Annotated in this window: 12 protein-coding genes; 8 read left to right on the top strand and 4 right to left on the bottom strand. The window is 41.8% G+C overall.

Annotation, left to right across the window (positions count from 1 at the left end; all coding sequences use genetic code 11):
• Positions 1-13: 13 nt before the first annotated feature.
• A complete protein-coding gene (locus AADY36_RS05075; protein ID WP_342408613.1) occupies positions 14-2,275 on the bottom strand; it encodes a TonB-dependent receptor in 2,262 nt (753 codons plus the stop codon).
• 368 nt (positions 2,276-2,643) lie between these two features.
• Positions 2,644-4,338 (bottom strand): mechanosensitive ion channel family protein, encoded by a 1,695-nt coding sequence (locus AADY36_RS05070; protein ID WP_342408612.1) that lies wholly within the window; start codon positions 4,336-4,338, stop codon positions 2,644-2,646.
• 155 nt (positions 4,339-4,493) lie between these two features.
• On the opposite strand from AADY36_RS05070, the gene AADY36_RS05065 reads away from it, so the two are divergent.
• The gene (locus AADY36_RS05065) at positions 4,494-5,042 is read left to right on the top strand and encodes an HdeD family acid-resistance protein (RefSeq protein ID WP_054561955.1); all 549 of its coding nucleotides are present in this window, start codon (positions 4,494-4,496) and stop codon (positions 5,040-5,042) included.
• A gap of 23 nt (positions 5,043-5,065) precedes the next feature.
• Here the strand turns inward: AADY36_RS05065 and AADY36_RS05060 are convergent, their stop codons facing one another.
• Positions 5,066-5,938 (bottom strand): mechanosensitive ion channel family protein, encoded by an 873-nt coding sequence (locus AADY36_RS05060; RefSeq protein WP_342408611.1) that lies wholly within the window; start codon positions 5,936-5,938, stop codon positions 5,066-5,068.
• A gap of 195 nt (positions 5,939-6,133) precedes the next feature.
• Here AADY36_RS05060 and AADY36_RS05055 point away from each other — a divergent pair, with 195 nt between their 5' ends.
• From AADY36_RS05055 to AADY36_RS05035, 5 genes are all read left to right on the top strand, one after another.
• Complete coding sequence (locus AADY36_RS05055) at positions 6,134-6,343, top strand: hypothetical protein (protein ID WP_054561957.1); 210 nt, start codon at positions 6,134-6,136, stop codon at positions 6,341-6,343.
• Positions 6,344-6,560: 217 nt separating this feature from the next.
• Positions 6,561-8,699, top strand: a complete 2,139-nt coding sequence (locus tag AADY36_RS05050; RefSeq protein WP_342408610.1) for a M3 family metallopeptidase — start codon at positions 6,561-6,563, stop codon at positions 8,697-8,699.
• 89 nt (positions 8,700-8,788) lie between these two features.
• A complete protein-coding gene (locus tag AADY36_RS05045) occupies positions 8,789-9,646 on the top strand; it encodes a carboxylate/amino acid/amine transporter (protein ID WP_342408609.1) in 858 nt (285 codons plus the stop codon).
• 35 nt (positions 9,647-9,681) lie between these two features.
• A complete protein-coding gene (locus AADY36_RS05040) occupies positions 9,682-10,905 on the top strand; it encodes a glycerophosphodiester phosphodiesterase family protein (RefSeq protein ID WP_342408608.1) in 1,224 nt (407 codons plus the stop codon).
• Positions 10,906-11,000: 95 nt separating this feature from the next.
• Positions 11,001-11,738: a dienelactone hydrolase family protein gene (locus tag AADY36_RS05035; RefSeq protein WP_250659517.1), complete on the top strand. Its 738-nt coding sequence runs from the start codon at positions 11,001-11,003 to the stop codon at positions 11,736-11,738.
• On the opposite strand, the gene AADY36_RS05030 is transcribed toward AADY36_RS05035, so the two are convergent.
• Complete coding sequence (locus AADY36_RS05030) at positions 11,735-12,646, bottom strand: LysR family transcriptional regulator (protein ID WP_250659518.1); 912 nt, start codon at positions 12,644-12,646, stop codon at positions 11,735-11,737. The two genes, AADY36_RS05035 and AADY36_RS05030, sit on opposite strands and share 4 nt — an antisense overlap.
• A gap of 134 nt (positions 12,647-12,780) precedes the next feature.
• Between AADY36_RS05030 and AADY36_RS05025 the strand changes: the two genes are divergently transcribed.
• Together AADY36_RS05025 and AADY36_RS05020 are read left to right on the top strand one after the other, a co-directional pair.
• Entirely contained in the window at positions 12,781-13,467 is a 687-nt protein-coding gene (locus tag AADY36_RS05025; protein ID WP_054561963.1) for a type 1 glutamine amidotransferase domain-containing protein, read from the top strand.
• Between the two features lie 112 nt (positions 13,468-13,579).
• Positions 13,580-14,170: a rhomboid family intramembrane serine protease gene (locus AADY36_RS05020; RefSeq protein ID WP_304636693.1), complete on the top strand. Its 591-nt coding sequence runs from the start codon at positions 13,580-13,582 to the stop codon at positions 14,168-14,170.
• Positions 14,171-14,175 lie beyond the last annotated feature (5 nt).

Raw genomic sequence — 14,175 nt, 5'->3', positions numbered from 1 at the left:
TTATTATTTCAGCTTAGAAGAAGCTTACTTTGAACTCAGCACCGATGTAACGCTCTTCGTTCACCATTGCTGTGTTGTTATTAAAGTCGATAGCACCGATTGATTGCTGCTCGTCGAACATGTTACGAACGAATGCTGATACTTCATATTCGTTGTCGCCTTCAGCCCAAGCATAACCTGCACGTAAACCTACTTCAGTTAATGGCTTGCCTTCAAACTCAACTGACTCGTATAAGAAGTAGTTGATTTCGCTGCGGTAAGACACGTCAGCGTAAGTGAAGAATTCACCATCAGCTACTTCGCGGCTATAACGTAATGTAAGGTTAGAGATCCACTCAGGTGCGTGCGGTAAGCTGTTACCATCAAGGATAGCTTGACCTGAGCTGTTTAGTGAGTTTGTTACAGTACACTGCGCACATACGTCAACGGCTAAGTCTTTATCGTCAAGCTCAGTGTTGTTGTAGCTTAAGTTAAATGTAGCGTTTAGGTTGTCAGTTAATACCCACTCAGTGTCTAACTCAAAACCGTAACCAGTTGTCTTATCAGCATTAACTAAGCGGTTGAAGTTTGCACCACCACCTACAGCAGTTAATTGTTGGTCATCCATTGTGTAGTAGAACACAGTTGCATTTACCCGACCTTGGCCGTCAAGAACATCTGACTTGATACCTGTTTCAAAAGACGTCACAGTTTCAGACTCAGCAACGGTTACTTCGTCACCGAATAAGATACGACCTTGGATACTTGGAGCACGGAAGCTGTTAGCAACACGCGCGTACCAGTTTACGTCATCGTTGATCTTGTAGTTAGCAGATAAATCCCAGCTAACGTGGTCGTCACTTGGGTTTTCTGTAAGGTATAACGCACTACCACCAATTGGGCTTAAAGTACGGTCTGCTGAGAATTCTTTTTCGTCATCTGAGTAACGAAGGCCCGCAGTGATTTTTAGATCATCAGTGATTGTGTAATCTAATGAACCGAATACCGCCCATGCTTTGGTATCTTGTTGCTGGATAACATAGCCGTTTAACTCACCTGGTGTTGAACCATAAGTGTCGTAGCTGAAGTTTTCGATTGTAAGCGCTTCATCAAAGTAGAATAAACCTACTTGGAAGTTAACGTCACCAACATAGTTGCTAGATAAACGAAGTTCTTGCGTGTATTGGTCTTGATCTGGAATACCGTCAGCGCTTTCAGAATAGAACGGGATAAAACCTGGGCCCATATCTGGTAAGTAGCTTGCACCGTAACCACCGTCGATGTCAGCGCGAGAATAGATTTCAGCGCTTTCCCATGCAGAGATTGACGTAAGAGTTAAATCATTGATATCCCACTCAAGCTTTAAGCTTGCGCCTTGAGACTCAACTTGCTGTGTCGCACGAGAAGCAGCATCGTGGTAAACCACATCGTGCTCATAGTTATCAGCTAAATCGTTTGTGCCAGCTTTAATAGCGTTACCACGGAATGCGATTGGCGTACCGTCCATATCGCGTACGTGGTAGTTGAAAAGACCTGTGAAATCGTCACCTTCATATAAGAACTGAACACGTGCCGCTTTTTCAGTGTAACCACCTAATACGTCATCTTGTTCAAAACCCGGTGCACGATTATCGATGTAATCGTCTTTTTCTTGCCAAAGTACAGAAACACGCGTTGATAAACGGTCTGTTAAGCCACCGCCAACAGCACCTTCAAAATCAACTGCGCCACGGCTACCGTAAGATACAGAGCCATAGCCTTCAAATTCTTGTGATGGTTTAACTGTATCAAATTTAACAAGGCCAGCCGGTGTGTTACGACCGAATAAAGTACCTTGTGGGCCACGTAGAACTTCTACACGTGCTACGTCAAATACAGGGAAACCTTTTAAGATTGCGTTCTCTTGAACAACTTCGTCTACAACTAAAGAAACTGGTTGAGAAGCATTTAGGTCAAAGTCAGTGTTACCTAGACCACGAACATAAAAGCGTGGGAAAGAACGACCAAACGAAGATTCGATTGATAAGCTTGGGATCTTCGCATTCATAAAACGAATATCCATACCAGCTGAGCTGTAAGCATCTAAGCTGTCACCTTGTAATGCAGATACAGCTACAGGTACTTCCTGAGCGTTTTCTACACGTTTACGAGCGGTGATTTGAATAACTTCTAGTTGGTTGTTTTTTTCTGCTGTCGCTTCGTCGGCAGCAAGAGTTGAAAATGAAGTACCTGCTACGGCAGAGAACAACGTTGCATTGATAAGTGTTGCTAACGTAGATCTTTTCATTGCTTTCATGTCGGGTTTTAACCTTTTTTATGCACTCTTATTCAACGGTGATGATGTTGCGTCAATTCATTTGACGGGCTCGGCCAATTTTTCGCGCCTTGTAATAAGCTGCGCGGACCTCTAGTTCGAGAGTGCAAAACGAAGTAAAGAGGCTGAACGAACGCTGACGATTATAACACTTTATGACACTTTTACTGCATTAAAAATTAGAAATATACAATTTTTTTACAACAATTAGCGGCAACATCGCCACATTTAGAAGATTTTATGCAATTATTTTTCACCAAAGAGGACATATGTCCTGTGCATCTAATTACAACAATGTGTAGACATTATGTACAAATGAGAGCCGCTTTCATTTACCCCTTTTTTAGCAACTAATCAGTCACACGTGCGAATTCTGGGTTAGCTAATTCACATTCATGCTCATTTAATAAGCCTAAGATTGCTAAGTTTAACTCTTCGATTACTTCCATATAAAAAGCAAAGTCGACGGTCTCTACGTAGCTTAGTACATCCACTTGTAAAGCCCAAGGCGTGAAGCCTTTAAAGCGAACACGGCAAGGCTCAAAGGCAATGTGCTTATGTTGCTCTAAAAGCTCTCTTAGGGCTTGCATAAACGACATTAGGTTTTGTTGCTTAGTATTGGCACTGAGCATCAATTTAGGTCGATAAGAAATACGCTCCCGTTCCGAGACATTCTCAAGCTGCATATCAACAAACTTTGCATTCGCTACATAGATAACTGAACGATCAAGCGTTCGAATTCGCGTTGCTCTTAGCCCTATCTCTTCTACCGTGCCTAACTGGCTGCCAAACTTACATAAGCTACCTATTTTTACTGGTGCAGAAATATATAAGGTGATTGCTGCAATGATATTCTCAACGGTTTTTTGTGCTGCAAGGGCAATTGCAAGGCCACCAATACCTAAACCTGCCAGTAAGGTAGTGGCATTAAAGCCTAAGTTTTCAAACCACATGAATAGCAACGAAATGACAATCAGGGTTTTAGCTACATTACTTATAGGGCGCAATAAGAAAATCGCTTGTGGTTTATCTTGCCTAATAAAGCGCTGGCTTAATCTGTGTTTGGCAAGATCAACTGCCCGTAGGCAAATCCAGCCCCAAGCGATCAATAACACGGTCGCGCCATGGAATAGCGCCATCACAGCAATAGTTACATTAGATTGGTCGTTCAATGAACGCGCCATAAATACTGCAAGTAACAGGCTAACTGGCCCATTAATAAAACCAATAACATCTTTTTCTACAGCGACTTTTAAGTGTGCGAGAACAAACGTAATTAGGCGGGTTATGATAATCGCGACCGCTAAAAACAGAACAAATGTGAAGGCAAAATAAATCCACTGCCAAAGCATCACCCCTAAAAACTCTATGTCTGGCAGGTTATTGTAAAGCCACTCACCGACTCGGTTATAGCCATACTCTTTGGTGAGTAAAGGAATTTGACTTACGGTGGCATTCGATATTTTCCAGATCCGATTACCTGTTTTATCATCCGGTACACTTTGCAATAAAATTTGCACCTTACCTTGTGAAGTGCTGATTTCTCCAACCAAATCACGATAACTAGGCACGCTTTCTTTTTGTTTTCCTTTAGGCTTATTGCTCAAGTTATCAACATCGACCCATAAGGTACGATCAAGTACCACAGATAAACTTTCAGCAAGCTGGATTTTTCCTAATGCCTCAACGTCTTTGGGTAAGTTACGATAATCAAGATAATGGCTTGCACGTTCAAAATCGCGGTCCCGGGCCGCTTTTAAGTACCCCTGCATGGAGCTGCGTGGCGTAATTCGGTCAAAAGCATCATAGGGTAAGTCATCTTCAAGAGGCTCCTGCACTTTTTCCGTTGTAGCAGGTGTATTTGTTTCAGATTCTTGTTTGGCCGGTTTTTGTTCGGCTTGCTCTTCCTTGTTGTCTTTATCAATTAAGGATTTAACGGTCACTTCTGGTGTGGTTGTTGCCCATAATGGCGCATTAAACAACAGTAAAAAACACACTAATAACTTACTAAATTGTAATGAAAACTTGGTATTACAACGGCTCACACTCTATTCCTTGTTCGATAAACATTAAATCGCTGAAATAATCAGCTAATTAAATTAGAGCATGGTTTGTGTAACTGTACAAAAAATAATTAAAAATCTTTGCAAGCAAGCACTGAAATGTTAGTTATATAGAGACTTAAGCAAAGGATACTATTATGCAAATCTCAAGTTCACTTATCCCCCATTGGTCATCATTAATGATCCACGGTGCCATTGCCATCGTTTTTGGCTTATGTGGTTGGTTTGCCCCAGAAGCCTCATTAGCGATTCTGATGTTTATTTTCGCCGCTTACTTTTTTGTCGATGGTGCCATTAGAACTTGGTTAGCTATTGCTTCAAAAAATGAAAACCCACTTTGGTGGATGTTATTAGTGGGTGGTTTAATTTCAATTGCTGCTGCACTTGTAACCCTGTTTGCTCCCAACGTAACAGCTATCTTAATGCTGTACTTTATTGCCGCATGGGCCATTGCTATCGGAGTGATTGAAATATTGATTGCGAGTAAGCTACGCAAAGAGATCAGTAATGAATGGCTGTTAATTGGTAGCGGTATTATTTCGATTATCTTTGGTGGTTATCTGATATTTAACCCTGGCGCGGGCATAATCACCCTACTTTGGCTAGTTGCAACCTATGCCATCGTATTTGGCATAATGATGGTGTTGCTTGCTATGAAGCTAAAAAAACTCAATGAACGAGCATAAAAAAAGCGGCTAAGCCGCTTTTTTTATTTTTGGTAATTACGCCTTGTTAAAGCTATCTCACCATCGATATGAATATCGCGCTGCGGGAATGCGATGGTAATGTTATTTTCAGCAAATACTTTATAAATGCTAAAACGCAGCTCACTGCGCACTTGGCGAAGCGGGGCTTCTGATTCAGCACACACCCAGAAAATAGCGCTAAAAGTTAAAGAGCTATCAGCAAAGTCATCAAATAACACAGATGATGCAGGTGTTTTTAAAATGGCTGGGTGATCATCAAGAATTTGCTTCATCAGCTTCTCTACAAGCACGACGTCTGAACCATAAGCAACGCCAACATTCACAAATGAACGGGCATTACGGTCAATTAAGGTCCAGTTAGTTACTGTGTTTTCTAATAACTGGCTATTTGGTACCAGCATATGCACACCATCGTTACGGCGGATACGGGTTGAGCGAGTATTAATTGTCTCAACGACTCCTTTAGCTGTGCCCACTTCTAAAAAATCACCAATACGAATTGGTCGCTCCCACATTAAAATCCAACCACTAATGAAGTTATTGATAATGTTTTGTGCACCAAAACCAACACCAATCGCAATGGCACCAGAAACAAATGCAAACGCCGTTAGAGGAATATTGAGTACCTCTAGCGAGGTAAACACAAGCACTGCGATGGTCACAACAAGGTAAATACGGGTAAATAAGTGAACCGCGTCAGGGCCTAGGTTTTTTGCCAGTAATGCTTTTTTAATTAATCGACCAATCCAGGTAACCACAAACCACATTAAAAACAGCGCCAAAGGCACTTGAATTACTTTTAGTACAGTAATTTGCACATCATTGTAGGTGAACAATACAAACGATAATGCAGATTGCAGATCAACAAGGGTCATAAATTAACATTCCTAGTAAAAATCAGTTTGGTTCAGTTGTGACTAAGTTTAGCACGGCATAATAGGTGAAAACTTGGTAAATACTAAGTTCTTTATGCGCAATATGCGCTAATTATTAACTATTTTAGACTACAGCTGCTATATACATAGAGAGCTTGAGGTTTCACAGGCTTTGAATAGCACGAGGAGAACACAATGTCACAAATGACACTCACACAAAAACTTGCCACTTTACAACCCTTGGTTGATCTAAACTTATTTGAATCAAGTTTGGAGTACCGTAACCGCATCTTAAACTTACTTGCTGAGCAAGAACACTCACTGAATTTAATTAACAAAGAGTTTGGCAACGCTATGCCAGAAAGCTTTGGCTCAGAGAAAAAGTTTGTGTTGGGTTACAACTAATCTATGGTGACTTATTACCATCAAGATTTAAACTGGCAGCTAGTGCCACTTTTTACTTAAGTGAGCCATTAATACACAATTGATGGCTTTTTACACACATTTATCCTCTCAATCACATTATTTGCGTTCAAATTCCCCAATCAAACGACAAACTTGATTGTTTCTAGCCAAAAATTTGGTAAGTTAGAAAAGATTTATCCACATTTTTGGAGCTCTCATGCGTAAGACCTTAGTAGCAACTACGATTGCTAGTGTGCTTTTATTATCTGCTTGTAGTTCACAACAAGCCGACACTCAAACTCAAGTTGAAACTGCCGCTGAAACACAAACAGCTAATGTTGAAAACGTTCTTTTCAAGCCAAGCCCTTTACAATACATGGCCCCTGAGTTTGATAAAATTTCGACCAAAGACTACGAGCCAGCGTTTGAAGCAGGCATCGCACAGCAAAAAGCTGAAATTGCAAAGATTGCAAACAACCCAGAACCAGCAACATTTGAAAATACCCTTGTTGCAATGGAGTTCTCTGGTGAGCTATTAGACCGCACATCTGCGGCATTTTTTAACTTATCAGGTTTAATCTCTGACAGTGAGTACCAACGTATCGCCGCGAAAATGGCGCCGATTATGTCAGCTCACACTGATGACATTTACCTAAACAAAGCTTTATTTGCTCGCGTACAAAGCATTTACGACAACAAAGCATCTTTAAATGCTGAAGATCAACGCCTTGTTGATTACTACTACAAAAAGTTCGTTAACGCGGGTGCAAAACTAACTGAAGTTGAAAAAGCAAAAATGCGTGAAATCAACGCAGAGCTTGCCAAGCTTTCAACTGAGTTTTCACAAAATATCTTAAAATCATTTAAAGAAGATGTGATTTTAGTTAAAGATAAAAGCGAGCTAGCTGGCTTATCTGAAGGTGAAATTGCAAGCCTTGCAGCTGCTGCTAAAAAAGCAGGTAAAGAAGGTTACATGATCACATTGGTGAACACGACTCGCCAACCTATCTTACAAAGCCTTGAAAACCGTAAGCTTCGTGAAAAGATTTGGACAACTTCTTCAACGCGTGCACAAGCAACAAACAGCCCTATCATCATCAAAGAAACTAAGCTACGTGCAGAAAAAGCGGCATTACTTGGTTATAAAGATTGGGCTTCGTATGTAATGACTAATCGTATGGCGCAAACAACTGAAAATGTTTACGGCATCCTTGATGACTTAGCACCGAAAGCAGTTGCTAAAGCAGAAGCTGAAGCAGAGCAAATCCAACAAGTAATTAAAAAGTCAGGTGAAACGTTTGCGCTTCAACCTTGGGACTGGGCGTTTTACGCTGAGAAAGTTCGCCAAGAGAAGTACGACTTAGACCCTGCTTTAGTTAAGCCTTACTTTGAAATGCAGTCAGTGATCCACGACGGTTTATTCTTTGCGATGAATAAACTTTACGGCATTACCTTTAAAGAGCGTAAAGACTTACCGGTTTATCACGAAGACGTCATGGTGTTTGAAGTATTTAACGAAGACGGTAGCGCTATCGGTCTATTCTACATGGACCCTTACGCACGTGAAGGTAAACGTGGTGGTGCATGGATGAGTGCTTATGTTAGCCAAAGCGGCCTTAAAGACACTATGCCTGTGATCTACAACGCACAGAACATTCCTAAGCCAGCTGAAGGTCAACCTACACTTATGACTTTCTCTGAAGTAACGACTATGTTCCATGAGTTTGGTCACGCTGCACACGGTTTATTCTCTGATGTTAAATACCCAAGCTTAGCGGGTACAGCAACTGCTCGTGACTTCGTTGAATTCCCTTCACAAGCACATGAAGACTGGAATATTGAACCAACAGTACTTGCAAACTATGCCAAGCACTACAAAACAGGTGAACCAATTCCACAAGCGCTTTTAAATAAAGTACTTGAGTCACAAAAATTCAACCAAGGCTTTGATACAACTGAGTATTTAGCTGCGGCACTGCTTGATATGGAATGGCACTCATTTGGTGTTGATGCTGACATTACAGACGTTCAAAAGTTTGAACATGATGCATTAGACAAGCACGGTATTGCTTACTACCCAGTACCACCACGCTATAAGTCTTGCTACTTCAGCCACACCTTTGCCGGTGGTTACTCAGCGGGTTATTACGCTTACCTTTGGACTGAAGTATTCGCAGCAGATGCGTTTGCACACATGACCGAAGAAGGTGGTTTAACACGTGAAAACGGTGATAATTTCCGTAAAGAGATTTTATCTAAAGGTAATAGCCGCGACTTAATGCAAAGCTACATTGAGTTTCGTGGTCAAAAACCAACAACAGACGCACTATTAAAGCGTCGTGGTTTAGTTGAATAATCTAAAATTATTCGCAAAATGATGAAAGCCCGCAATTAATGCGGGCTTTTTGTTATAGTGCAATTTTTAAAATTACAAATTAATCAAACATGACCTACTTATTTGCTGTAACTCTGCTTTGGGCCTTTTCGTTTAGTCTTATTGGTGTCTATTTAGCAGGCCAAGTGGATGCATGGTTTAGTGTGTTAATGCGCATCGGCTTGGCAACTTGCGTGTTTTTGCCCTTTTTGCACTGGCGTAAAACCCCTAGAGCCTTAGCACTAAAGCTCATGGCTATAGGCGCAGTACAACTTGGCGTGATGTACAGCTTTTACTACCATTCGTTTTTGTACCTCAGTGTGCCCGAGGTACTGCTATTCACGGTAATGACGCCACTTTACATCACTTTGTTAAACGATTTGCTTGAAAAGCGTTTTAATGCCAAGTTTTTATTCGCTGCAATGCTAGCTATTTTAGGTGCCGTTGCTATTCGCTATGAAGGCGTCGATGAAAACTATCTTATTGGTATGTTAATGGTTCAGGCTGCCAATATTTGCTTTGCTACCGGTCAAGTAACTTACAAACGTTTAATGCAAGATGAGCAACTCCCTCACTCTCGGGTGTTTGCTTGGTTCTTTATTGGCGCTTTAATTGTCGCACTGATTTGTTACGGCTTATTTGGTGATACCAGTAAGCTACCCACCACAACGACACAATGGGGCGTGTTAATTTACTTAGGCACGATTGCTTCAGGGCTTGGTTATTTCGCGTGGAATAAGGGCGCGACTATTGTCAATGTAGGTGCCTTGGCCGTAATGAATAACCTACTGATCCCAGCTGGGATCATCGTTAACATTGTGATTTGGAATCGTGATGCCGATATCATCAAGCTTGCTATCGGCGCAGCGATTATCTTATTAGCACTTATTATAAATCAGAAACTTAATAAAACTGCCACGGAGTCATGATAGGCTAAACTCTATTCGATTAGAGGGATGCTGTTATGCGCGCACTGGTTTTATGTTGTTTAGTTTTCGTTATTCAAGGCTGTAAGAATCTGCCTGTGGATCAGGCAGTGCAAGTGGGTGCAAGGCCTTACTATTTAATCGACAAGATGACAGATGGGCCTTTAAAGCAGCAACTTGCTGCCTGCGGCAATGGCCCTTTTTACAAAACTGATTTTGTAATTGGTCATCGCGGTGCCCCCATGCAGTTTCCTGAGCACAGCAAAGAGTCATATTTAGCCGCTGCAAGAATGGGCGCAGGCGTACTTGAATGTGACGTCGCCTTTACTAAAGACAAACAACTCGTGTGCCGCCATTCACAGTGTGATTTACACACTACTACCAACATTTTAGCGATTCCTGAGCTCGCTGCAAAATGCAGCCAACCTTTAACCCCGGCCAAAGACGGCCAACCAGCTCATGCTAAATGCTGCACCAGCGATATCACCCAAGCTGAGTTTTTAACCTTAAAAGCTAAAATGGATGGTGCCAATGCAAATGCCAAAACGGTCGCAGAATATATGCAAGGCACACCAAGCTGGCGCACTGATTTATACGCAAACAGTGGCACCGTAATGACCCACCAGCAAAGCATTGAGTTATTCAAATCACTGGGTGTAAAAATGACACCCGAACTAAAAAGCCCAGAAGTTAGCATGCCATTTAACGGTTTTAGCCAGCAAGATTATGCGCAAAAAATGCTTGATGAGTACCGAGCTTTAGGTGTGAATAGCCAAGATGTTTATCCTCAATCATTTAATCTTGAAGATGTGAAGTATTGGCTAAACAATCACCCTGAATTTGCAAACAACAGTATTTATCTTGATGGCCGAGATGAGCAAGCAGACTTTGATGCCATGGATGAAACAACTTGGCAGCCATCAATGCAGGCTCTATATAACGATGGAGTACGCATTATCGCACCGCCAATGTGGATGCTTTTGAACCTTGATGAGTCAGGTGCAATCGTGCCTTCCCTTTATGCTATTAAAGCTAAACAAGCTGGACTGAACATCATTACTTGGAGTTTAGAGCGCTCTGGTCCATTAAATAATGGCGGTGGTTATTATTACCAGTCGATTGCCCGTGTAATTAAACAAGATGGGCAAATGATGAAAGTGGTAGACGTCCTTGCTAAGCAAGTGGGTGTGATGGCTATTTTCTCTGACTGGCCTGCTACTCTTACCTATTACGCAAGCTGTATGCAGTATCCTGCATCATAGAGTTAACTGAGCATCAATAAATTTCAAGGGCTTTTACTCGTCCAAAAGGTGGGGCTGAGGTATTATTAGCTAAACCGTTTTTTACAAGGATAAACATGATTATTCAGCACCATAGCCACGACATAGCGACCAACACAGGTGTAATGCGCACCAGTATTTATCGTCCTGTAGAAGAAGGTAAATACCCGTGTATTATCTTCTATTCTGAGATTTTCCAAGAAACAGCACCAATTGCACGCTCTGCGGCAATACTTGCTGGTCATGGTTTTGTCGTGTTAGTGCCAGAAGTTTTTCATGAGTTAAATCCTATTGGGACAGTACTTGCCTATGATGATGCTGGTAAAGACAAAGGCAATGCCGACAAATGGGCAAAACCGCTTGAGAGCCATGACTCAGATACTGACGCCTTAATTGCATTTGCACGTCAGCAAGATTACTGCACAGGAAATGTAGGTGCGATGGGCGTATGTATTGGTGGTCACCTTGCATACCGTGCTGCATTAAACCCAAGTATCAAAGCCGCTTTTTGTTTATACGCGACAGATATACACAGCGATACTTTACCAGCACAAGCAGGTAATAACTCATTTGAGCGCATGGCAGATATTAAAGGTGAGATCCACTTTGTTTGGGGTAAACAAGACCCACATGTACCAAAAGAAGGCCGCCTTAAAATTTACCAACAAGCGGTGGCAACAGGCATTAATTACCAGTGGCAAGAAGTGAACGCCCAACATGCGTTTATGCGCGACGAAGGCGACCGATACGACCCAGTTCTTGCCATCAGCATGTATCAACAAGCAGTCGCTTTATTTAATCGCACACTTGTTTAAATCGTCATAGTGGCTACTTGATTAGTAAAATAATCCTTCAAGTAATCAAGTAAAACCCGCAGCTTTTTACTTCCCGCCGCCCCTGGCGGGAAAACGCCATAAAGTTCAATATCAGCAGTTTTGTAATCATCTAAGATTGTGCGTAACAATCCTGCTTTGATCCTTGGCAATGCATCATAAACTGGGATTTTCGCTAAGCCGTGCCCAGCTTCTACAAAGGCAGTTCGTGCAGCAGCGTTGTTGGTACTTATGCCACCACTAACTGCCACCTCAAAGCGGCGTTTATCTTTTTCGAGCGTGACAACAGCACTACTTGGTTGATACACCACCCATGTATGCTTCGCTAAATCGGCGATGCTCTTTGGTATAGGGTATTTTGTAAAGTAATCGACTGAGCCACATAAGCAAGTAGCCATACTTGCAAGTTTAGAGGCTTGTAAGCTTGAGCTTTCAAGGGCCACGCCTCTAATCGCTAAGTCGTAGCCTTCTTTGATGATATCAACCACATCATCACTAAGCTGTAAATCAATATCAATTTTCGGATACAAACGCTTAAACTGAGCCAGTGCCGGTACCACAAGTTGCAAGCCTACATTCACCGGGCAACTCAATTTAATAACCCCAACAGGTTCACTCTTTAAGTTTTCAAGGTGTAAGTTAGCAGCCTCAGCGTGCTCGGTGATAGCCTGACAACGTTCATAATAAGCCATACCTGCTTCGGTGAGGGTCATGGTACGCGTTGAGCGGTTAAGCAAGGTAAGCTTTAGTTGCTGTTCTAATTTCTTTAAGTGATAACTAACAACAGCCCTTGATAAACCAAGTTGCTGAGCTGCTTTAGTTAAGCTGCCTTGCTGCACAATGTGGGCAAACACCACCATGCTTTTTAATTGCTCAAACGATACTTTCATACAAACTCCTAATCTAACCTGAATAATTGTATCAATTATTAAACCAATGAAGTCAAATTTATCTGCGTTGTTTAACTCTATTTTCACCCCTATAGTGTTATCAACGATGTTTAATACACAAAAAGGGATTCACTATGTCAGCTAAGAAAATTTTAATGGTACTCACTTCACACGATGAGCTTGGCGATACAGGCCATAAAACAGGCTTTTGGGTTGAAGAATTTGCGGCGCCCTACTACGCCTTTATTGATGCTGGTGTAGAGGTAACTTTAGCCTCTGTTAAAGGTGGCCAACCTCCGGTTGATCCAAACAGTGCAGCCCCTGATGCAGCAACCGATGCCACAAAACGTTTTGAGCAAGACAGTGCGGCAAAAACTTTAATGGCTAACACTAAACCTCTGGCTGAAGTTAAAGCCGATGATTTTGATGCGGTATTTTACCCTGGTGGCCATGGTCCGCTATGGGACTTAGTTGATAACCAAGATTCAATTAGCTTAATTGAGCAATTTATTAATTCAGAGAAGCCAGTGGGTGCAGTATGTCACGCCAGTGCAGTATTACTGAATGCGAAAAATGCAGCTGGTAAATCTGTGGTATTTGATAAAAAAGTAACCGGCTTTAGTAATTCAGAAGAAGATGCCGTACAACTTACCAATGTTGTGCCATTACTTGTTGAAGATGAGCTAATCAAACAAGGTGGTCAGTATCAAAAAACCGATGATTGGGGCGAGCTTGCGATTGAAGATGGCCTACTAATCACAGGGCAAAACCCTGCAAGTTCAGAGCTTGCTGCGAAAAAACTATTAACCAAATTAGGTTAAAATAAGTCAACATGCCCTAGACCTTTAGTAAACACCTTGCATATCAAGGTGTTTACCTTCACTTTTAATAAGTTATACTCATTCGGTCACATTGGTTTAAGAGCTTCTCATCATGACTGAAAAAAAAGCTGTCAAAATTCCTCCTATTAGTAGTAAGCGATTCGCAATTTTAGGCATTATGCTGGTGTGCTTGGTACTGCAAATAATTAATACCCTACCCGGCATAAACTTAAACGGCTTAGGTATTTTGCCAAGACAAATGTCTGGTTTATCGGGGGTGTTTTTTGCGCCATTTTTACATGGTGGCTGGGCACACCTTTTTAGTAACCTAGTGCCATTTGCGATTCTCGGCTGGCTAGTTTGCCAATTTAGCGTAAAACGCTTTTGGCTGGTGTTTGCAGGCACAGCGCTCATTGGTGGGTTATTAGTATGGCTGTTTGGCCGCAGTAATATTCATGTTGGACTAAGCGGTGTTATCTATGGTTTATGGGGCTACTTAATTTGCTACGGCATTATGCATCGCTCATTCAAAGCCATTTTAATCAGTATTGCGGTTGTCGTGTTATACAGCGGCTTGATTTGGGGTGTCTTTCCGCAGCGCATTCATATTTCATTCGAAAGCCATTTATTCGGCGCAATTAGCGGCGCATTCATCGGCTATATTATGGCAAAGCGTGATAAGCAAAAGAGCCCTAAGCTTTAAACTGA

Source organism: Pseudoalteromonas sp. D15MCD-2, from assembly GCF_038562745.1.
Lineage (GTDB): Bacteria > Pseudomonadota > Gammaproteobacteria > Enterobacterales > Alteromonadaceae > Pseudoalteromonas.
This window is presented reverse-complemented; position numbering and strand designations above follow the sequence as displayed.